Origin of the sequence: Citrobacter sp. RHBSTW-00017 (genome assembly GCF_013797615.1) — a bacterium.
Lineage (GTDB): Bacteria > Pseudomonadota > Gammaproteobacteria > Enterobacterales > Enterobacteriaceae > Citrobacter > Citrobacter braakii.
On record NZ_CP056899.1, the window covers coordinates 858,346 to 878,774 of the forward strand.

Below are 20,429 nucleotides of genomic sequence, written 5' to 3' on the forward strand. Positions count from 1 at the left end.
CATGGATAAGTATCGCATCAGCACCGGTGGTGACCCGCGTGCTTTCACGGAGTTCGGATTGTTACGCTATGAAATCAGCAAGCTGACTCACCCCGCGCGCCCGGACGTTGACTGGCAAAAAGTTGAACAGTTAAGCCTGGCATTGTTTCGTCATAACGGCGTCGAACTGCAAACACTGTCCTGGTACACCGTCGCCAGAATACGGAATGCGGGACTGGTGGGACTTGCCGAATGCGCGGAACTCCTGGAGGCCTTACTGACGCACCACTGGAATGCAATATGGCCACAGCAAACTCATGCCCGCGTTGAGATGTTGGCATGGCTCTCAGCCCGTTTACAGCAAGAATTGCGTACGCTAACGCTGTCATATACTGATTTATCCATGGTGTATCGGGTTGAACAGAGTTTAAAACATGCCTGCGAAGTGCTGCAACGGCTTGAGTTGAAAGCGCTTAGTAAACTGGAGGCTGTCGTGACCTGGATGCACAATGCAGCTTTGCGTCTGGAGAAATCCGAACCCGATTCGGGATCGGCCATTGTGATGATACCGGCTTCAGATGCAACAAATAACGTTGTGACGTCTTTGCCACAACTGGTCTTTGTGGTTAATGAGCCAGCGTCGTCCGGGCAATCGAGCGCAGCGGTTTTAGCGACCAAAATCGATCATGGAACCCGACGCATGTGGCTGGGGTTTGCTATCGGTGTCATGGTTACAGCAGTGGTGAGTACCGGCGCTTTTCTTGCTATCAACCCTATGCGAGCCGACGGATATGAACTGGTTAAGCCATTGCCACAGGTGCCGACGCCTGAACAATTGTCCACATTGAAGCAGTCCTCAGATTTGCAGGGGAAGAAGCAAGATATAATTGCTGCAACGCAAGAGCAATTGGACGTTTTACATCGCTTGTCACCTTTGTGGTCGCGGGAATACGCTGCATCATTAGCGCAGCAGTTAGTCACTCTGTGGCCGGAAGAATCGCAGACGACAGTAATCGCGAGCAGCTTACAGAAACAGTTAACTACGGAAGCGTTGCCGGAAAGTGCTCTGCAAAACTGGCATCATGCCCAGCAGGGGCTGGAAGCGTTAACCGCCCAGCTAAATGCGCTTGATGAACGCAAGGGTAAATATCTGACGGGGTCGGAGTTGAAATCAGCCATTTTCACTATCCGCCGCCAGCTTGACCAAACGCCGCCGACAGAAGAATTGTTGCGTCAAATCGATGAGGAATTAAAAAAACAGGGGAGTGTGTCACCCGCTTTGTATCAGCAGCTCGATATACGGCTTAACCAGCTTCTTAATCGTTATACGCTGCTGAAACAAAATGCCATTCGAGGGCGGTAGCACTGGAAATAAGCCAGCCAAAGATCATCAACTGATTCAGTTGGTTATATAAAATTGGTTGATGATCTCCGCTATAAAATCATGAAAAATTAATAATATTTATCAGGAATTATCACTGAGTGCCCTAAAAGGTTAACGCCAGGATCTCTATCGGGACCTCTATAGTGCACACTGCCCATCACTGCACCCTGATGCCATAGACGCGTCCTCGGAAACAGACAACGACTCATTTAATAACGCCCCGATTTCTGCTCCCAGCGCGAGGTCGTCTACCTGACCAAAATATTGCTGGCGTAGGTATCCCTGCTGATCAATTAACGTCAACGTAGGTGTACCGCGCATAGCGTAGGACAGCATGGTCTGGGGGACATCATTGTCAGGAGACGGCATATCCACCCCGACGGGGAAAGGGATGCGGTATTCTGATAGAAAGGTTTCCAGTGCCTGTGCGGTCATTACCTCATGATGCTCAAAAACCGTATGTAGGCCAATAACGGCCACCTTATCCGGTGGAAAAGTGGCGTACACACGTGAAACCTGCGGCAGTCCATGGGAAACACAGCCAGGACACAGCATCTGAAATGATTCCATTACCACGACCTTGCCGCGCAATGATTCCAGGGTTATCGGCTGTGATGTATTAAACCAGCGTTCAATTGTCAATGCTGGTGCTCGCGGATGGCGAATGATATTCATGTTAGCTCCAGAACCCGCACTGTGGTGCGGGTTAATTTCCGTTACTGGTTTACTTTCCCCGGCAGCGTCAGCTTGCCAGAGGCCACTTTAAATACATCCTCGACGCAAAGTAGCGGCGCATGAACGGATGCATTAACTCGTAGCCCGGCAGTTACGCCATCAAACTGGCTGGCAGTGACCACGCCAATATTATCGAACGGAACTTTCACTTCTACAGTTTCACCTGTCAGCGTAGGATTCCAGCCCGGACTGTCCAACAGTACCGGCAAGCCAGGCCAGGTTTTTGGCAGCCTGGGTTTTTGTCCCTCAGGAATATCAACTACGGCCAGTGCGCCAGGCCCGCAGACCTCGTTAGGCTTCAGCACCACCCAATGGGTATGCCACAGATCGCCATCATTGTTGCGGTTACCATCGCCATTTTCATCATACAGCGGCGTATCATCCAGATCAGGATGGGATGTTACCGCCAGTGCCAGGATACCGGCCTTATGTTCAAATCCCACTTCATACGGATCGATCGTTGTCGGCCAGACATAAGAGAAAATTTCCGTTCCCGCCAGCTTACCTGTTACTGCAGGCTTACTTTTACCTGCCTTGCCGGAAACTGCCATATGGAAGGTGGCAACATTCCCTTCGGTAGTGACTTTCGTGTGCACAATATCAAACTCAGCCAATACAGCCTTGTCGGCGCTGGTTTTAATACCGCCCTGATGAGGCTCATTGCCATGTGCACTGGCAGAGGTGGCGATAGCCATTGCTAATACAATCGCAATACGTTTCATTTTTATCCTTAAAGCAGATCTTTAATAAACGCACCAAAGTTGATGTGAAGCGGGATACCGCCATCCAGTACCAGGGCTGGAACAGATTGCACACCAGCTTCGATGGCCTCATTCAGTCGGGTTTTATCATTTCCGAGATGAACGATTTCTACCGTGTATTGAGCGGGATCGAGTGCCAGTGCGATTTGGTGTTCTGCATCTACGCATACCGGGCAACCTGCATGAAAGAAAACGGCTGTTTTACTCATGATGACTTTCCTTGTGTAATATCAAATGGTATCGAATCGATACCATTTGATATTACACACACACACACACTGAAAATATTGTCAATATGGTTTTGAATCGATACTATTGATGACAGTAAATCCCTATCGTTAGAAAGTCTGGACGTTTGTTTATCCAGCACGTATCCCGGCAAGCAGAGGCAGGTAACTGTGACACTCTTTGATATTCTTGAACGCCTGGTGAGCCTGCAAATGGGCAGCTTTTATCGCCATCCGCAACTGAAAGGACTCCCCACAACATGGGTTCAGATTCTTTTCTATTTAACGCGATGCAATGGTTATTCCAATACGCCCGCTGCAACCACGGAATACCTCGGGCTGACTAAAGGCACGGTATCGCAGTCCCTGAATAAACTAGGGAAGGTGCGAACAAGTCCCTGATATGAGATCATGTTTGTCATCTGGAGCCATGGAACAGGGTTCATCATGAGTCATCAACTTACCTTCGCCGACAGTGAATTCAGCAGTAAGCGCCGTCAGACCAGAAAAGAGATTTTCTTGTCCCGCATGGAGCAGATTCTGCCATGGCAAAACATGGTGGAAGTCATCGAGCCGTTTTACCCCAAGGCTGGTAATGGCCGGCGACCTTATCCGCTGGAAACCATGCTACGCATTCACTGCATGCAGCATTGGTACAACCTGAGCGATGGCGCGATGGAAGATGCTCTGTACGAAATCGCCTCCATGCGTCTGTTTGCCCGGTTATCCCTGGATAGCGCCTTGCCGGACCGCACCACCATCATGAATTTCCGCCACCTGCTGGAGCAGCATCAACTGGCCCGCCAATTGTTCAAGACCATCAATCGCTGGCTGGCCGAAGCAGGCGTCATGATGACTCGAGGCACCTTGGTCGATGCCACCATCATTGAGGCACCCAGCTCGACCAAGAACAAAGAGCAGCAACGCGATCCGGAGATGCATCAGACCAAGAAAGGCAATCAGTGGCACTTTGGCATGAAGGCCCACATTGGTGTCGATGCCAAGAGTGGCCTGACCCACAGCCTGGTCACCACCGCGGCCAACGAGCATGACCTCAATCAGCTGGGTAATCTGCTGCATGGAGAGGAGCAATTTGTCTCAGCCGATGCCGGCTACCAAGGGGCGCCACAGCGCGAGGAGCTGGCCGAGGTGGATGTGGACTGGCTGATCGCCGAGCGCCCCGGCAAGGTAAGAACCTTGAAACAGCATCCACGCAAGAACAAAACGGCCATCAACATCGAATACATGAAAGCCAGCATCCGGGCCAAGGTGGAGCACCCATTTCGCATCATCAAGCGACAGTTCGGCTTCGTGAAAGCCAGATACAAGGGGTTGCTGAAAAACGATAACCAACTGGCGATGTTATTCACGCTGGCCAACCTGTTTCGGGCGGACCAAATGATACGTCAGTGGGAGAGATCTCACTAAAAACTGGGGATAACGCCTTAAATGGCGAAGAAACGGTCTAAATAGGCTGATTCAAGGCATTTACGGGAGAAAAAATCGGCTCAAACATGAAGAAATGAAATGACTGAGTCAGCCGAGAAGAATTTCCCCGCTTATTCGCACCTTCCCTAGAGCGTGAAGGTTGGATTAGAAGAGAAAATGACGGTAAGGATAAACGGGTTGTCCATCTGATTCTGACATCCAAAGCGAGTGAAGTGATGCATAGCATCATGCAGGAGACACTGCAGGAGCCGTGGGATTCATTAGCTTTTTCTGAGGAACAGCTGAAAACAGTTTTTCTGGCCCATCTTCGGAGTATGCAGAAAAATCAGGAGGCCAGAATGTTTGGTGAGTGCCGTTTTTGCCGTTTTCATCAGTCGATAAATGGGCATCCCTGGTGTGGTCTAACAGAAGAGCCGATTCCCATGGAAAGTATCACATTAATTTGTCGTGAATTTGAGGAGCCGGAAAATAGTTGCAGCGTTAGCGCTCAGAATGAGAGAAAGGGCTAGATACTGGCTTTTGAACGGGTAAAGTGCGGACATAAAAAAATCCAGAAAATGGTATGCGCATTCTCTGGATTTTGTAGTGGAACACTGAATTTGGCCACCTGAACAGAGGTGATATGCTCACTCTGCCACGTGTTCGGGGTTCATCGCAGCAGTTAACCCCCCTGAAAAACCAGACGGCAGACGGGCTGTATTACGCCGTCAGGTTCTGGCGTTGCATAACATCAACCATGTTTTGCTGGCGCAAGAAGTATCGTGACCATGGCAACGCTGAGAGGCTTCCGGATGAGGGCAAGCTGATTGCACCGATTGAATTTCTTGTGACTGGCGATTTGTCATCGTGTATGGCGCTTTCCTTACCCGTGCCAGACTCCCGGAGTCTGCTTCAGTGTTTAACACGCAGCAATTTACTAAGCAGAATAAATATGAATGATTTAACCCTGCATTATTATGACGCTGAAAACGCCACCGACAGAAGAATTGTTGCGTCAAATCGATGAGGAATTAAAAAAACAGGGGAGTGTATCACCCGCTTTGTATCAGCAGCTCGATATGCGGCTTAACCAGCTTCTTAATCGTTATACGCTGCTGAAACAAAATGCCATTCGAGGGCGGTAGCACTGGAAATAAGCCAGCCAAAGACCATCAAATGAGTCAGACGTTTTATATTAACTTAGTTAATGATCTTCGTTATAAAATCATGCGAAAGAGTCAGCGCTTTCGCTGATTCAGGCGGATTGTATGCCTTATTATAAGGATCGCAAAATCCGTGACGGCTGTTGAGTATATGAAACGATACTAGTGGATACTGACGGAGTTTATGCTGGAGAAAGTAAGGATCATAGGCTTCTTCATATTTCGCCTGGATAACCAGTGTTGGGCTGTTGGGCATTATATCAGTATAATCACGTATACGGCTTCCGTAGAAACTGACGATACCATCGCAATGTGTATTCTCCGAACAAAGCCATGCTAATGTCCCTCCAACACTGAATCCGACGATTATTATTTTTTTATAATGATCACGTATTCTTATCAGTAAATCGAAGATCATTGATGTATCGAATCCGCAGAACTTCATGAAATAATCGTATGCCTGGCTATGTTGATCGTATGAGAAAGGTTCTTCGCGGTTCAAAAGATTGGGGCAATATACATCAAGTCCTGTATTGTGCAGTTCTTTACATACTTGCTTGATATGATTATTCAATCCATAAATTTCATGTAAAACTATCACAGCATTTTCATTTTTAGATAATAGAGTATACATCAACTGTCTCCCGTAGTTTTTAACTATCTATTCTAATAATAAAGTTTGTCAAGGGTCATCACCGGGCGTAAATTTTACAACCTCTCTGAAAATCTCGTTGCCAAGAATCTCGAGCTGATTCATTACCTCATCACTGGCCTGTTCCATTCTTTTTAACGCCAGGGACATATGCTCATGGTCGCCAGAAATCGAATACTCGATTGCAAGAACGCCGGAGTTATGTAACATCTGGTGAGGGTCCTCCAGATTTTTAAATCCCGTTAAATGAGCGAAACATCTTCCAGTATCACCGTAATACCATTTCCCCAATCTGCACTGACTATATGATGTCAACGTATCATCTAATTTATTCTCGGTAAGTTTTTTATATAGATCTATTTTCCAGATAACATGATCCATTTTAATGATACTTAAAAATAGTAAATTTGATATGTAGTCAATAATTGCCTTCATTGCGGCTGATTTTTCAATTACACTTTTAATAGAAAAAACAACTTCATTCATATGCTGAGTGATTTTCGTGATTATTGCTAGCTGTGCTTCGATGGATGTATCAACCGTAGAACCATTATTCTGGAGGATTTCCGTTTGCAAAAATATATGGTTAGTGCACATTTTAACATTTTCAGCTAGTTGTCTAACCTCTTTAGATATAACGCTAAATCCTCTTCCCGCCTCACCTACTCGGGCAGCTTCAATCGCTGAATTTATTGCGATTAGATTTGTATGATTGGCAATTTTTTGTATGTCTTTAATTGCATCATTAATTTCAGTCAGTGATAACTTCAGATGAGTCATTTGTTTTTGAATTTCTGCTGATTCTTTGCCTGCCTCATTGATCTCAATAACGAGTGATTCAAGGGAATGCATTGCTTTATTATTTTGTGCGTTTAGTTCTGTTATTTTATCTTTTTCTGTATTTAATTGTTCATGAGTTGAAATTAATGATGTTCTGATCAGGTTGAGTGTTGATATGCCAGAAGTGAAATGATGGCAGATGATTTTATTGTAGTTTTCTGCTTTTTGTTCAGCGATGGGGGTGTCAGCTTCGATGATGTCGGAAGAAGTGTTGTAATTATAGTTACTATTTCTTTTAACTATCTTAGCGATAATTTTCCTGATCATCTTATCAATCCTTTTTCGATAATAGGTTTAAGAAAATAATGGTTTAATAGTTTATCGCCTATGTTATAGATTACGTCAATATATTTTTAATTAGTATTGTTTGATGTATTATAATTTCTTGATAATTGTTTTGTTGAATTGTTTTACAGAAATGGCCTGGTGTTTTTTAAATGCGCGTGTTATCTATTAAGATAAGGATTATACTTCAGTTGAACACTACAGATAATGATATTTCAGAGTATTAAAATCTCCATCTGTTAGTTTTATATTTTAGCTTAACCTAAATATTCCTGTGATATCACTCTCCAGCCTGGATGTGTAGTTGGATTACATCATTTATGTGTGCATTGAAAAATTCAGAGAGTGGTTAGATGTATCACTATATATCGAGTACATGACCAAAATTGAGAATGTGATAACCGCCGGTTAAAATGCAACATTATTAATGTATTTATAATAACAGCGGTGCCCGGATCCGGACTAACGCAGCAGGCGGTGAACAACGCGCTTGTCGCGCTGGCCCCGCAGGGGTGAGCCGCTGGAGACGAATAATCGAACGGAGCTTGATGGAGAGTCCGTTTCTCCAAAAGCAAAAACCCGCCTCTAGGGCGGGTTCTTTAAATAGTGGTGCCGGACTCGGAATCGAACATGTATACAATCCTATGTTTTATCGAATAAAAATAAGTATGTAGTGTTTTTTACCAACGTATATTTACCAACAAATCATAGGTGTTGTCAATTTAAATCAATAAGTTACGCTATTATTCGTTAGTAGACATCAGTAAACATCGGTTTTTAGATAGTGTAAACATCGTGTTGTCAAATAAAAAAGCACTTTTTGCTAAAAAGGATAACTAATTGTTTTTAATTAAGTTATCTTCTTTTATCTCCGTTTCCACTCTAAAAGCCATGAAAATGCCAAAAATAGGTGTTGATCGTCATAAGCGATATTCGAATAATACATTCCATCAAATAACAAAAGGAAAAATATATGAAAGAAAAAACAAAACTAATCCGTATCTCTGAGGTAATCGATCGCACAGGATTTTGCAGAGCTTGGATTTATCGACTGATTAAAAATAATAGTTTCCCGGCTCCCGTAAAAACAGGTGAACGATCTATCGCATTTATTGAAAGTGAAATCGATGCGTGGATTGATGAAAAGATTTTTTATTCACGTAATCAGGCTGCGTAAAAACACTCTCACTTACTATTTGTTATCTTGAATATGATTACACTATTTATAGTGTAAAACGTCTAAAATCGCATACAGAGCGTTTTAAGGCTATATATGGAAAATATTAAATACTTCGAGTAAAGGCCGGATAAAATCCAGCCTTTTTTGTTTTCTTTTATCTAATTGATCATGATGTTTAAAATATTTTTCATTCTATATTGACAGGTAATATATAGAGATCTATAAAGAATAAAGATACAAAAAAAGCCAGATATTAAATCTGACTTTTTAAGGACTAAAAAAGTTTTCGCTGACTTTTTTAAGTCTTGTAATCAGTTATACGAGAACGTGATTACAAATATAAATAAAGTATTATCTAATCAACTTATATTTGTCAAATCTAAATCCCAACTTTTTACAAGTCTTTTAAATACCATTTCCAGAACCCTTTTTAATCCTCAAAAGCAATAACGTTAAAACCTGCTGTATCAGGTATAAGAATGAAGGTTCCTCAAGTGATTGGCGGTTCTTATGTTATTGTGGCAGTGCCGGGTGATACGTAGCTGCCAACCTGAATCGCAATACCTAAAGTTTTTTAGAACATTAGTATAGCTTCTTTAGTAAAACGAGAAGTGTTTTAAAATAACAATGGTATTGTTTGCGTGGGTCGTGGGGGAAGTATCAGAATGGAAACGTTCTGAATATTTTCAAGACGCAATGAGCATCTTCTATCTTTCCATTTTTGGCGTGGGGGGTAGGGGGGGAATGCTTAAAGAAAAACTAAGTTTTCCTGACGGAAAACTACTACGACTGAAAGTCGCCATCTAAAACCCCAGAACCTAAGCTGATAAAATTCTAGTACTACTAGTACAAAAAATAAATAAAAATGGAATGGAAAACTAGAGCGGGAAATATAAAATAGTAAGGTGCCATTTTATCAGGCACCAATAAATATAAACTAAAGATATTATTTTTTCCTTGCTGTTCTTATATACCCATCCTTGTCATAAATCTTTAATCCTTCAGTATCTATTATATAATAAGAACCGAACTTATCATTGTTCTTTTTATATTTATTATCAAGTTTTGTTATTTTATAGGTCCCACTACTACCATCACCATTTAATCGTTTTAAAAAATATCCTTGTGATGTTTTTGTTATTGTAAATGTTGCATCCAAAAATTCAGGCGAACCAACGTCGTCATACCATGAGCCTATAACAATATCTTTATCGCTTTTATCTGATACTGATTCAGGTAATTGCATACTTTTAAAGCAAACTGCCATTCGTTGTATATCACCTTTACTTATTAGAGCACCGCTGACCATATCAATATTATTTTTTAACATGAAGTTAATCAGATCTGGCTGACAAAATTTAACTTCCCATGCTTTAGTTATTGCTAAGTTTTGCAATTTAGCTGTTTTATCATGAGCAGCATTTGGCACGCTCAAAAGATTTTTTTCAGAGGTATCAAAATCCATTCTATACGCATTTAATGGTTTTTCAGTTGTTCGATATGATTTAATATATTTTATTGCTCCCTTTTCGGAAGTCGTCGATACTTTTTTACCGTATTCATCTAAACCATGATTAATATTATCAGCCCATGCTATAGATTGTGTGGATAATGTAAATAAAATGGCTAAGGTAAATTTATTTATTTTCATCATAGATCCTTTAAGGTATTGATGTTTATAAAATAGCATATTGGAGTTTTTATTGAAATCTTTAATTCGGCAATTGGTTTGTTGTTTTTATGTTATTGATTTTATTGTTGTTTGTAATGCATGGACGCCAGCAAAAGCAGAAAAACAAGTTTTCTACTTTTCTGTCGCCGCCGATCAAAAGCAGCGGCATTTTTTACGCAAAGCTACCTATTACGCACAGCTACCAATAGACAGTATATTATTTACCCTATCTTTTATTTGCTTTTTATTCGGCGTGAAGTGTATTTATTTATGTAGCCGCTATTGACTAGATCTTATTATCGGTTATTTATTTAAATATAAGTTGAGTTCAGCTTTATTTTTAGCTTTTCGGAAACTGAGGCAAGGTGTAATCCCGTAGCCGGTATTATACCCCAATCTTCGATTGGCCCTATCTCGCTTTGCTCGTAGGGTTGAAAAATATCTACCCTTCCGCCTATTCCCCTTATCAAAGGGGAGGCGGTAAAATCCGGTAGTTTTTATAAATATATATAGGAGTGTTTAAAATGAATGAGAATGATATAGATCAGTCCTTGCTAGAACTATTAGCAAGATATTTTTATTATATAGACCCAAATGAAGAAAATACAGCATTTCTTGAAGCAAATAAAGATGAACAAGATTTATGTTATTTTGTAGCTTATCGCTATATTAAAGAAAATAAAACTCAAGATCTTATTGATGCTTTGAAAGATCAAAAAGATGAAGATTATATCAAAGCAATGAAAGATTATGTTTATGGAGGTGGTAAATATGGATACAGATAGAAAAAGAGGCCGCAAGGGTTTAAATCACGCAGAACGTAGAGATATATCTATACAGTTTAGATTAAACAAAGCAGAGTTTGACTATTTAAAAGAACTTGTGGAAGCCTCCGGCCTTGAAAGAGGCCATTACATTAGAAAAGAGATTTTAAACTCTGAACCTATTGTTAAAAGAAAAATGCCGGATTTTGAACAATCCTTGTTTAAGGAAATACAGCATCAAGGTAATAATATAAATCAGATTGCTAAAAAACTAAATACCAACGAAGACTTTAAACAATCTGTAGCCGCAGAAGCTAACTTTGCTATAAAGCAACTTATGAAAAGAATATTAAAGGCTTGTGAGGTTTATACTGTATGAAAGGAAACGTAGCTAAAACAGGGAGATCATTTAAAAATAGAGTTGAGTATATATTAAAAGATGATCACGATTTCATATGTAGCAACATGGCAAGTGATTATAATAATGTTAGTGATTTAACTGATGAGTTTAAAACTGTAAGCAGCTTTAGACAAGATATAAAAAAACCTGTTTTTCATGCGTTTTTATCTCTTCCAAAAAATGAACATTTAACAGATGAACAATGGCAGGAGATAGCAAAAGACTATTTGAAAGAAATGAATATTGATATAGAAAAGCATCAATATATTTGTGTGCGTCATAACGATACAGATAAAGAACATATCCATATTGTAGCCAATAGGATTGGTTTAGACGGTTCTGTATGGCATGGTCAGCACTCAGCATTTAACACAATAGCAGCTTGTGAACGTTTGGAGATAAAGCACGGCTTAACCATTACACAAAGTCTCAAAGGGCAAAAATCAGAGGTATCAGCACCAACCAAGAACGAGATCGAGCAAGCCCTACGCAAAGGTGAGAAACCAGCTCGTATCGTTCTACAGAACGCATTACAGGCGGCTATGGTAGGAAAACCAGACCTTGAGACATTCATAGACAGACTGCAGGCTGTAGGCATCGATCCGGCCTTCAACGTTGCAAGCACTGGCAACGTCGCCGGAGTGTCGTTTGGTATCAAAAATAATGAAAAAAATATTTATTTTAAAGGCTCACAGTTAGGTAAAAAATACAGTTGGAACACTATTAAAGGCAAGGTGAAATATGACAAAAATAGAGATGATGAACTCATTAGAAGATTCGCAGCAAGAAAAACAGATGACGAAAATAGTATTGGACGATCACCTATTGAACCAAATATCAATGACGGTAGAACCATTATCAGAAACGATGATGATATTATCGGAGTCGGTCAGTACAGCATTAAACCAGACACAACAGACACTTACGAGGGTAAACAACTCGTTAGAAGCAACCACAACAGCTTTAAACTCAGCGAAAAATATAATAGACCAACAGGCCCAAAAGTTAGAAGAACAACACAAAAAGCTGCACAAGTACTCAACAGAGTTAAAAAACAATACAATAAAGAACCAATCAAAACTTATAATCAAGGTGGCTTCAATAGTAGGAGTTCTAAACTTAGCAGCGGTTCTATCAGTAGGATACTTGATCATGCAGAAACAGCCACAACAGCCACGAATAACTTTAGACTCAAAGGCCGTCGCAGTTTCAATAGTAGAGCAACTAAGATCGAAGAGATAAGAGAAAGGTTAAATATTAGAAAACCTGTTATTCAGCCCAAAAATAAAGAAAAAGTGATTAAAGAAGAAATAAAGAAAAAACCATTATATATGTTTGATTATGAAAATAGATTTAAATCCAAATTGAAATCAAACTTAAAAAAAGAAACATTAAAACTACAACAGCAGGAAGCAGAACAGAGTGTCAAATATCCAACCTTTAAACCAAAATAAAAGAGGCTTGAAACCTCTTTTATTTTTTAGTATTAAATTGTTATATATCTACATGCTTAAAACAAAAAGAACAGCGTTTAATGGTCGTTAGTCCTGTAAGTTCTTTAGCTTTGTTATAAGCAGACTCCTCTGATACAGAACATATTTTTTGATACTGGCCTGTTGTAAATCCAGTTTTTTCTTTATCTGACACTAAAGGATTTATAGCGAAACAGTTCACATGGTGGAGGCATGTGCTATTTATGTCAGATTTACTTGCCGTACCTTTGGCTTTCTCTAACAGGTTAACAACGTATCCTTCTGGATTATCGTTTAACCACTTTTTGTACGCATCTTCATTGTTATTGAAAATCACAGTATCCATAAATCCCCCTATAACATTTTAGCGAAGTCAAACGGCATAATATGTCTTTCTTTGTTTGCGTCCAAATAATCAGCCCACCATTGTATCATCAAACGACGCTGCGTAATATGTTTTGCTTTATGAGTATAAGCAGCACGAACATTGTTTTGCTCTTTATGACTCATTTGTCTTTCAATTGCGTCTTCAGTCCATATACCTGACTCAACAAGAGAACTACAGGCCATTGTGCGGAAACCATGCCCACAAATTTGAGTTTGAGTGTCATAGCCCATAAGTCGCAATGCTTTATTAACGGTATTCTCGCTCATAGGTTTACGATAATCATGACAACCGATAAATATCAAACCCTCACCATTGCTAATATCATAGCTAATATCTTTTAGCTCTTTTAATATTTCAATGGCCTGATGACTTAACGGTACATAATGAGGTATGCGCATTTTAGATCCTCTTTCAGAAAATCTAAGGAAGGTGCGAATAAGCGGGGAAATTCTTCTCGGCTGACTCAGTCATTTCATTTCTTCATGTTTGAGCCGATTTTTTCTCCCGTAAATGCCTTGAATCAGCCTATTTAGACCGTTTCTTCGCCATTTAAGGCGTTATCCCCAGTTTTTAGTGAGATCTCTCCCACTGACGTATCATTTGGTCCGCCCGAAACAGGTTGGCCAGCGTGAATAACATCGCCAGTTGGTTATCGTTTTTCAGCAACCCCTTGTATCTGGCTTTCACGAAGCCGAACTGTCGCTTGATGATGCGAAATGGGTGCTCCACCTTGGCCCGGATGCTGGCTTTCATGTATTCGATGTTGATGGCCGTTTTGTTCTTGCGTGGATGCTGTTTCAAGGTTCTTACCTTGCCGGGGCGCTCGGCGATCAGCCAGTCCACATCCACCTCGGCCAGCTCCTCGCGCTGTGGCGCCCCTTGGTAGCCGGCATCGGCTGAGACAAATTGCTCCTCTCCATGCAGCAGATTACCCAGCTGATTGAGGTCATGCTCGTTGGCCGCGGTGGTGACCAGGCTGTGGGTCAGGCCACTCTTGGCATCGACACCAATGTGGGCCTTCATGCCAAAGTGCCACTGATTGCCTTTCTTGGTCTGATGCATCTCCGGATCGCGTTGCTGCTCTTTGTTCTTGGTCGAGCTGGGTGCCTCAATGATGGTGGCATCGACCAAGGTGCCTCGAGTCATCATGACGCCTGCTTCGGCCAGCCAGCGATTGATGGTCTTGAACAATTGGCGGGCCAGTTGATGCTGCTCCAGCAGGTGGCGGAAATTCATGATGGTGGTGCGGTCCGGCAAGGCGCTATCCAGGGATAACCGGGCAAACAGACGCATGGAGGCGATTTCGTACAGAGCATCTTCCATCGCGCCATCGCTCAGGTTGTACCAATGCTGCATGCAGTGAATGCGTAGCATGGTTTCCAGCGGATAAGGTCGCCGGCCATTACCAGCCTTGGGGTAAAACGGCTCGATGACTTCCACCATGTTTTGCCATGGCAGAATCTGCTCCATGCGGGACAAGAAAATCTCTTTTCTGGTCTGACGGCGCTTACTGCTGAATTCACTGTCGGCGAAGGTAAGTTGATGACTCATGATGAACCCTGTTCCATGGCTCCAGATGACAAACATGATCTCATATCAGGGACTTGTTCGCACCTTCCCTAACGTTCTCGATCTCGTCTCTTTCTGGCGGAATAACCCATAAGGCATTTTTAAAATCTATTTCAGGCCAGCGAGCGAAGCGTAGTTCACTCGACCGAATGAAAACTAATAAAGTGAGTTTTAAAGCTAATACAGTGAGCCTACGGCCTTTATACGCATCTATACGACTTAAAAGATCAGGTATCTGCTCAAGTTCAAGCGCTGGATAATGCGTTCTTTTAGGTGTGATTAACGTGCCGCCAAGTTCATTAGCGGGATTATGGGTAATCATATCTTCTTGGACAGCATAACGCATAATAGCGGTAATACGCTGTTTTAAACGTGAAGCGGTTTCGTGTTGGCCCTTGCCCTCAATTTTACGCAGAGGTAGCAACAGATCGCGCGTAGTCAACTTGGTAATATCTTTTGAGCCGATAGCAGGGAAAAGATGATTAATAAGACTGTTTAAAATACGCTCACTATGCTGAGGTATCCACCGCTCACTAACAGACATTTTTTTGTGCCAATCACGAGCTACGGCTTCAAACGTAAAATCTCCTCGCTCTTCGGCCTTTACAGCTTTTTTCTGTTGAAGTGGGTCGATACCACTGGCTAACAGAGATTTCATCGCTAAGAGGCTTGTACGAGCTTCTGAGAGCGAAACAGAAGGGTAGGTGCCAATTGAGAAGACTTTTTGCTTACCATCATAGCGATAAGCCGCTTGCCAATACTTCGAGCCGTTAGGATGAACGAGCAGATACAGCCCTTTGCCATCAGAAATTTTAGTTGGCTTGTCGGAAGGCTTGGCGTTTTTTACAGCAATATCAGTTAAGCGCATAACAAGCCTCCTGTGCAAATGTTGGTAAAAATCCCATCGAACTGAGATTACCAACATTTTTACCAACAAATAGAGGGAGCTGCCAGTAGATTTTAACGGACAGTAGTAGACAACTGGAAGGGGATAACTTGTTGACTTTATAAAGCAAAACGGACGTCAGTAGACGTCCGTTTCTAAATGAGTGGTGCCCGGACTCGGAATCGAACCAAGGACACGGGGATTTTCAATCCCTTTAAAAGAGCCCAAACGATCCATCAGCACTAACAGTTTTTACTGGTTTACCTTGAGAAAAATGTTTAAGTTTGGTTCTTCATGACTTAAGTATTGCTTAAATACGGCGTTTCGAAGCTACCAGAATCCTACCATTATGAGCCTATACCCATAGAAGAGAAATTATCTCCCGTTCTCGCGATTCAATGACTAAAAATCAGACGGTGCAGGCTTTTAGATACTGATATTATATCTTTTGGGTAAAGTATTAATCTCTGTTGAGATAGGCTCTTAGCCCTAAAATAGCCGAGCAGCAAACGCCAAAACAACAATACTAACATTACCATTAACTGTCGCGATGGTTCTGAGTCGATCGTCTTTAAGTGTTTTACCATCAAATGTTGCGATGGTGCGGAGTCGGTCGTCTTTCAGGGTTTTACCGTCAAAAGTTGAGATGGTTCTGAGCCGGTCGTCTTTCAGGGTTTTACCGTCAAACGTTGCGATGGTCCTGAGTCGGTCTGACCTGCTCCCCGTTGATTAGTACACCCCGATGTTAGTAATGTCTTCATAAGCCACATGAGGACATCCCCATGAAGAAGCGTTTTTCCGACGAACAGATCATCAGTATTCTCCGCGAAGCCGAAGCTGGGGTACCCGCCCGTGAACTCTGCCGCAAGCATGCCATTTCCGATGCCACGTTTTACATCTGGCGTAAGAAGTATGGCGGTATGGAGGTGCCTGAAGTTAAGCGCCTGAAGTCGCTTGAGGAAGAGAACGCCAGACTCAAGAAGCTGCTTGCCGAAGCCATGCTGGATAAAGAGGCGCTTCAGGTGGCTCTTGGGCGAAAGTACTGACGACAGACCAGAAGCGGGAAGCCGTGATGTTGATGTGTGATGCGACCGGTCTGTCGCAACGTCGTGCCTGCAGGCTTACAGGTTTATCCCTGTCGACCTGCCGCTATGAGGCTCACCGTCCGGCTGCTGATGCGCATTTATCAGGGCGCATCACTGAGCTGGCACTGGAGCGCAGGCGTTTTGGCTACCGTCGTATTTGGCAGTTGCTGCGCCGTGAAGGGCTTCATGTTAATCATAAGCGCGTGTACCGGCTTTATCACCTCAGTGGCCTGGGCGTAAAACGCAGAAGACGTCGTAAAGGGCTGGCAACAGAACGTCTGCCGCTGCTCCGTCCGGCGGCGCCCAATCTGACCTGGTCGATGGATTTCGTCATGGACGCACTTTCCACCGGTCGCAGGATCAAGTGTCTTACCTGCGTCGATGATTTCACAAAGGAATGCCTGACGGTCACTGTTGCCTTTGGGATTTCAGGCGTTCAGGTCACGCGTATTCTGGACAGCATTGCACTGTTTCGAGGCTATCCGGCGACGATAAGAACTGACCAGGGGCCGGAGTTCACTTGCCGTGCGCTGGATCAATGGGCCTTTGAGCATGGTGTTGAGTTGCGCTTAATCCAGCCGGGCAAGCCAACGCAGAACGGATTTATTGAGAGCTTTAACGGACGATTTCGCGATGAATGTTTGAATGAGCACTGGTTCAGCGATATCGTTCATGCCAGGAAAATTATTAATGACTGGCGGCAGGATTATAACGAATGCCGCCCGCACTCCACGCTGAATTATCAGACACCGTCTGAATTTGCAGCGGGCTGGAGAAAGGGTCATTCTGAGAATGAAGATTCCGACGTTACCAACTGAGTGTTGTATCTAATCGTGGGGGCAGGTCAGTTGCATTGACAGATTGAATCTACAGCGGCTTTTTTTAATATGTCCCGTTCGTCGGTAACCCGTTTCAGCTCTTTCTGGAGACGGCGGATCTCGGCCTGAGCATCTGACTGTTCTTTATTAGTGGAAGAATCCGGACCGTACTTCTTTATCCAGGCGTAAAGGCTGTGGGTGGTGATATCGAGACGTGTTGCAACGCTGGCAACAGAATAACCGCGATCAACAACCTGTTTGACTGCTTCAGTTTTAAACTCTTCGGGATAACGCTTACCGCTCATGGGCACCTCTCTTTAAGCCATCTTAAATGACTCTGAGGTGTCTGTTAAACCCATGGCGATTCAAACAGCAAGCATTTATAGAGGCTTACGAAGCGTTAAAGGCAAGCTGTGGCAAGGATGAATCGATAGTCTTTATCGACGCAGTTCACCCAACACTATCAACAAAAATATCTCCTGGCTGGATACGAACTGGTCAGGATAAAGTGATTGAAACAACGGGTAATCGTAGCCGATTGAACATTATTGGCGCACTGAACTTGTCGGATATTGGAGCAACCATTGTTCACAACTATGAGAGCATTAACAGTGAATCGATTGTTCGCTTTTTCTGTGAGTTAAGAAAGAGTTATCCCTTAGCTCATAAGCTTCATATCATCTTGGATGGCGCGGGATATCACCGCAGTGACTTAGTCAAAGATGCGGCGTTTGTCCTGAATATTGAACTGCATTATCTTCCACCTTACAGTCCAAACCTCAACCCAATCGCGCGGCTATGGAAAGTAATGAATGAGAAGTCGAGGAACAACGTTTACTTCAAAAGAAAACGGGACTTCAAGGCGGCAATAGACCAATTTTTTGCAGTGACTCTTCCAGAGATCGCAGGCTCTTTGACATCTCGAATTAATGATAATTTTCAGGTTCTCAAGCCAGCATCTTCAAGTTGATTCGGTATATAATATGTTTTCAACGAATCTGGAGAAATGAAGTGCCATGTGTGTATGGCACTTCATCTCTTATTTACTCATTGACTCCGTTACCGTCTGCCAGGTTATGAAACCACCACTCAGATTATATGTCCGGAAGCCGTGAGCCTGCAGAATACGGTATGCCACATGCCCGCGCAGGCCACTCTGACATCCTATAAAAATTTCTTTATCTTTAGGCAATTTTCCAAGGTTTTCCCGCAGGGAATCAAGAGGGATGGATAGCGCGTCAGGATATTCACCAAATTGTTTCAGTTCGGCAGGAGAGCGAATATCAAGTAAACAATAACTGCCCGGTTCCCGTTGTAACACATCGCTGACATGACATATGACCGTATCTCCTTTCATTACATTTGTCGCCACCATACCAGCCTGGTTAACGACGTCCCTTGCACTGTTAAAAGGTGGAGCATAAGTCAGCTCAAGATGTTCGAGATCGTTGACGGTAAGCCCCGCGCGCTGTGCGACAGACAGGACATCGATGCGTTTATCAACCCCTTTTTTCCCTGATGCCTGAGCCCCGAGAATTTTACCGGTATCGGGGCTGAACAGCAGTTTCAGACTGATCATCGTTGCCCCCGGGTAGTAACCGGCATGATCAGCGGCATGGACGTAAACCTTCTCGTATCGGGTGCCATGAACTTTCAGCTGCTTTTCATTCGCACCGACGCTGCCAATACTCAGCGAAAATACCTTACAAATGGATGTCCCCTGACTGCCATGGTAAAGGCTGTGACGATCTAGCATGTTATCAGCAGCAATGCGTCCCTGGCGGTTGGCGGGCCCTGCCAGAGGAAAATTAGCGGGTTCCTGAAAGACAAAGTCTGGGGTTTCAACGGCATCCCCCACGGCGTAGATGTCAGGGATACTGGTCTGCATACAGGCATTGACGCTTATGCCTCCCCGTTTACCCACTGCGAGCCCGGCTCCTGTGGCAAGGCTGTTCTCAGGTTTTACCCCGATGGCGAGAATAACCATGTCGGTCTGCAGAAACCCACCCTCAGACAGTGCAACGCGGAATCCCGTCTCTGTCCGCAGTACCTCGGTGAGCGCCGTTCTGAGACGCAGATCCACGCCATGACTCCGGATTTCCTGATGCAGGGCAGATGCCATTTCAGGATCAACCGGAGCCATAACCTGTTCCCCCATCTCCAGCAGGGTCACACTGATCCCCCGTTCGCTCAGAGCCTCCATCACTTCAAGTCCGATAAATCCCCCCCCGACAAGCGTGGTGTGAGCTACGTGATGTTGCTCAATCCACCCCAGGATAGCATCCATGTCAGTAAGATTTCGCAGCGTAAAGACACCCTCTTCCTGTAGCCCGGGCAAAGGAGGGACAACCGGAGCGGCGCCGGTACTGAGGAGCAGACGATCCCATTCTTCGCTATAGACCTCCCCTGAGGTCAGATTTTTAACCGTCACCGTTTTATTAACCGGATCCACTGACGTCACTTCATGACAGATACGGACGTCTATGTTAAAGCGGGATTTAAAATCCTCCGGGGTTTTCAGAATCAGTGACTGCCTTAAAGGAATTTTTCCGCCTATATGATAAGGTAATCCACAGTTGGCGAAAGAGACATCGCTTCCCCGTTCAAACACAACAATACTGACATCCTCTGATAACCGACGAGCTCTGGCTGCAGCGGATGCCCCGCCGGCAACACCACCAACAATCACTATTTTCATTACATCCTCTCTGTTCACCCGGGGCAAAAATGCCTGCCAGATA

At 43.4% G+C, this 20,429-nt stretch carries 17 protein-coding genes and 5 pseudogenes; 10 read left to right on the forward strand and 12 right to left on the reverse strand.

The annotated features are described in order from the left end of the window. Position 1 precedes the first annotated feature (1 nt). Positions 2-1,342 (forward strand): VasL domain-containing protein, encoded by a 1,341-nt coding sequence (locus HV037_RS04140; protein WP_103284227.1) that lies wholly within the window; start codon positions 2-4, stop codon positions 1,340-1,342. 159 nt (positions 1,343-1,501) lie between these two features. Here the strand turns inward: HV037_RS04140 and HV037_RS04145 are convergent, their stop codons facing one another. From HV037_RS04145 to HV037_RS04155, 3 genes are read right to left on the reverse strand one after another with little or no spacing between them, the layout of a single operon-like run. Beyond that, positions 1,502-2,038 (reverse strand): redoxin domain-containing protein, encoded by a 537-nt coding sequence (locus HV037_RS04145; protein WP_103284226.1) that lies wholly within the window; start codon positions 2,036-2,038, stop codon positions 1,502-1,504. Positions 2,039-2,079: 41 nt separating this feature from the next. After that, positions 2,080-2,820 (reverse strand): hypothetical protein, encoded by a 741-nt coding sequence (locus HV037_RS04150; RefSeq protein WP_109018349.1) that lies wholly within the window; start codon positions 2,818-2,820, stop codon positions 2,080-2,082. A gap of 8 nt (positions 2,821-2,828) precedes the next feature. Continuing rightward, positions 2,829-3,068 carry a hypothetical protein gene (locus tag HV037_RS04155; protein WP_016154483.1) on the reverse strand — a complete coding sequence of 80 codons (240 nt, stop codon included), beginning with the start codon at positions 3,066-3,068 and terminating at the stop codon, positions 2,829-2,831. A gap of 465 nt (positions 3,069-3,533) precedes the next feature. On the opposite strand from HV037_RS04155, the gene HV037_RS04160 reads away from it, so the two are divergent. The 3 genes and pseudogenes from HV037_RS04160 to HV037_RS04170 form a co-directional block, all read left to right on the forward strand. Next, complete coding sequence (locus HV037_RS04160; protein ID WP_220131381.1) at positions 3,534-4,514, forward strand: IS5-like element IS5 family transposase; 981 nt, start codon at positions 3,534-3,536, stop codon at positions 4,512-4,514. Between the two features lie 650 nt (positions 4,515-5,164). After that, a pseudogene (locus HV037_RS04165) lies at positions 5,165-5,329 on the forward strand (IS3 family transposase); the annotation flags it as partial. 165 nt (positions 5,330-5,494) lie between these two features. Beyond that, positions 5,495-5,659: pseudogene (locus HV037_RS04170) on the forward strand (VasL domain-containing protein); the annotation flags it as partial. Positions 5,660-5,714: 55 nt separating this feature from the next. Here the strand turns inward: HV037_RS04170 and HV037_RS04175 are convergent. Then, entirely contained in the window at positions 5,715-6,311 is a 597-nt protein-coding gene (locus HV037_RS04175; protein WP_181545590.1) for a dienelactone hydrolase family protein, read from the reverse strand. 48 nt (positions 6,312-6,359) lie between these two features. Continuing rightward, entirely contained in the window at positions 6,360-7,436 is a 1,077-nt protein-coding gene (locus tag HV037_RS04180; RefSeq protein WP_103284223.1) for a methyl-accepting chemotaxis protein, read from the reverse strand. A gap of 991 nt (positions 7,437-8,427) precedes the next feature. On the opposite strand from HV037_RS04180, the gene HV037_RS04185 reads away from it, so the two are divergent. Beyond that, a complete protein-coding gene (locus HV037_RS04185) occupies positions 8,428-8,631 on the forward strand; it encodes an AlpA family transcriptional regulator (protein WP_016240318.1) in 204 nt (67 codons plus the stop codon). 949 nt (positions 8,632-9,580) lie between these two features. Here HV037_RS04185 and HV037_RS04190 read toward each other — a convergent pair. Further along, the gene (locus HV037_RS04190) at positions 9,581-10,288 is read right to left on the reverse strand and encodes a hypothetical protein (protein WP_130939267.1); all 708 of its coding nucleotides are present in this window, start codon (positions 10,286-10,288) and stop codon (positions 9,581-9,583) included. Between the two features lie 542 nt (positions 10,289-10,830). On the opposite strand from HV037_RS04190, the gene HV037_RS04195 reads away from it, so the two are divergent. The 3 genes from HV037_RS04195 to HV037_RS04205 are packed head-to-tail and all read left to right on the forward strand — an operon-like array spanning position 10,831 to position 12,924. Continuing rightward, a complete protein-coding gene (locus HV037_RS04195) occupies positions 10,831-11,091 on the forward strand; it encodes a hypothetical protein (protein ID WP_063617446.1) in 261 nt (86 codons plus the stop codon). Continuing rightward, positions 11,078-11,449: a plasmid mobilization relaxosome protein MobC gene (gene mobC, locus HV037_RS04200; protein ID WP_044352151.1), complete on the forward strand. Its 372-nt coding sequence runs from the start codon at positions 11,078-11,080 to the stop codon at positions 11,447-11,449. The genes HV037_RS04195 and mobC overlap by 14 nt, the downstream gene beginning before the upstream one ends. Continuing rightward, positions 11,446-12,924, forward strand: a complete 1,479-nt coding sequence (locus tag HV037_RS04205) for a relaxase/mobilization nuclease domain-containing protein (RefSeq protein ID WP_049109143.1) — start codon at positions 11,446-11,448, stop codon at positions 12,922-12,924. Before mobC ends, HV037_RS04205 begins: the two co-directional genes overlap by 4 nt. Positions 12,925-12,964: 40 nt before the next feature. On the opposite strand, the gene HV037_RS04210 is transcribed toward HV037_RS04205, so the two are convergent. The 4 genes and pseudogenes from HV037_RS04210 to HV037_RS04225 all read right to left on the reverse strand — a co-directional run bounded on the left by HV037_RS04210 (position 12,965) and on the right by HV037_RS04225 (position 15,767). Then, positions 12,965-13,288: a hypothetical protein gene (locus HV037_RS04210; RefSeq protein WP_016240325.1), complete on the reverse strand. Its 324-nt coding sequence runs from the start codon at positions 13,286-13,288 to the stop codon at positions 12,965-12,967. An 8-nt stretch (positions 13,289-13,296) separates the two neighbouring features. Beyond that, a pseudogene (locus HV037_RS04215) lies at positions 13,297-13,755 on the reverse strand (tyrosine-type recombinase/integrase); the annotation flags it as partial. A 145-nt stretch (positions 13,756-13,900) separates the two neighbouring features. Continuing rightward, positions 13,901-14,881 (reverse strand): IS5-like element IS5 family transposase, encoded by a 981-nt coding sequence (locus HV037_RS04220; protein WP_220131381.1) that lies wholly within the window; start codon positions 14,879-14,881, stop codon positions 13,901-13,903. Between the two features lie 40 nt (positions 14,882-14,921). Continuing rightward, a complete protein-coding gene (locus HV037_RS04225; RefSeq protein WP_249414960.1) occupies positions 14,922-15,767 on the reverse strand; it encodes an integrase arm-type DNA-binding domain-containing protein in 846 nt (281 codons plus the stop codon). 800 nt (positions 15,768-16,567) lie between these two features. On the opposite strand from HV037_RS04225, the gene HV037_RS04230 reads away from it, so the two are divergent. Beyond that, positions 16,568-17,688, forward strand: a protein-coding gene (locus HV037_RS04230) for an IS3-like element ISSen4 family transposase (RefSeq protein WP_096147877.1) whose coding sequence is annotated in 2 segments (ribosomal slippage) — positions 16,568-16,826 and positions 16,826-17,688 — 1,122 coding nt in all. Because the reading frame shifts where the segments join, the coding sequence is not laid out codon by codon here. 59 nt (positions 17,689-17,747) lie between these two features. On the opposite strand, the pseudogene HV037_RS04235 reads toward HV037_RS04230, so the two are convergent. Further along, positions 17,748-17,993 (reverse strand): annotated as a pseudogene (locus HV037_RS04235) (transposase); the annotation flags it as partial. A 62-nt stretch (positions 17,994-18,055) separates the two neighbouring features. Between HV037_RS04235 and HV037_RS04240 the strand changes: the two are divergent. Then, positions 18,056-18,658, forward strand: a pseudogene (locus HV037_RS04240) (IS630 family transposase); the annotation flags it as partial. Between the two features lie 69 nt (positions 18,659-18,727). Here the strand turns inward: HV037_RS04240 and HV037_RS04245 are convergent. After that, on the reverse strand, positions 18,728-20,386 hold the full coding sequence (locus HV037_RS04245) for an FAD-dependent oxidoreductase (RefSeq protein WP_025760366.1): 1,659 nt from the start codon (positions 20,384-20,386) through the stop codon (positions 18,728-18,730). Positions 20,387-20,429: the final 43 nt, after the last annotated feature.